Below are 541 nucleotides of genomic sequence, written 5' to 3'. Positions count from 1 at the left end.
ATCATGTAAGTAGCGAGGTACTACATGACAAATAACAAAAGCAATCTTCAAGATTACATCTCTAAAAGAATCCGTCTATTACGTTTAGAAAGAGGATATACTCAAGAACAACTAGAAGAGATGGCTGATTTGGGTACTAATTATATCTACAAATTAGAAAATCTTTCAACTAACTTAAAAATTCAAACGCTAGAGAAAGTAATGGAAGCATTAGAAGTAGATTTAGATACATTCTTTGATATACAGTTAAAAGAAGAAGACCCCAAAATTTCTCTACTTGTTGATGAATTAAAAACTCTTCCAACAGAACAACGTTCCCGAGTCTTAGATGCCTTGATACTCATTCTCAAAGAAGTCAAATAATAGATGTTCTGATTTGCTTCTTTATCATTCGTAATCATTAGATTTCCCATAATTGTTTAAGAAGGCACAAAGCTTTCTTTTTTACTTTTATATAGAAAACTAGACGCAAATAGCTCAAAATACTATTTTCGAGTGTCGATAAGACTAACAAATTCCTTACTTGTAGCTGAATCAATTG

1 protein-coding gene is annotated in these 541 nt (G+C 31.1%); it reads left to right on the top strand.

What is annotated here, in order from left to right:
- The first annotated feature begins 24 nt into the window (after nucleotides 1–24).
- Nucleotides 25–363, top strand: coding sequence for a helix-turn-helix transcriptional regulator (locus QZ359_RS00210; protein ID WP_173213057.1), 339 nt, complete (start codon nucleotides 25–27; stop codon nucleotides 361–363).
- The last annotated feature ends 178 nt before the right edge of the window (nucleotides 364–541 follow it).

The sequence above is a fragment of the Streptococcus sp. genome, assembly GCF_019414905.1.
Lineage (GTDB): Bacteria > Bacillota > Bacilli > Lactobacillales > Streptococcaceae > Streptococcus.
This window is presented reverse-complemented; position numbering and strand designations above follow the sequence as displayed.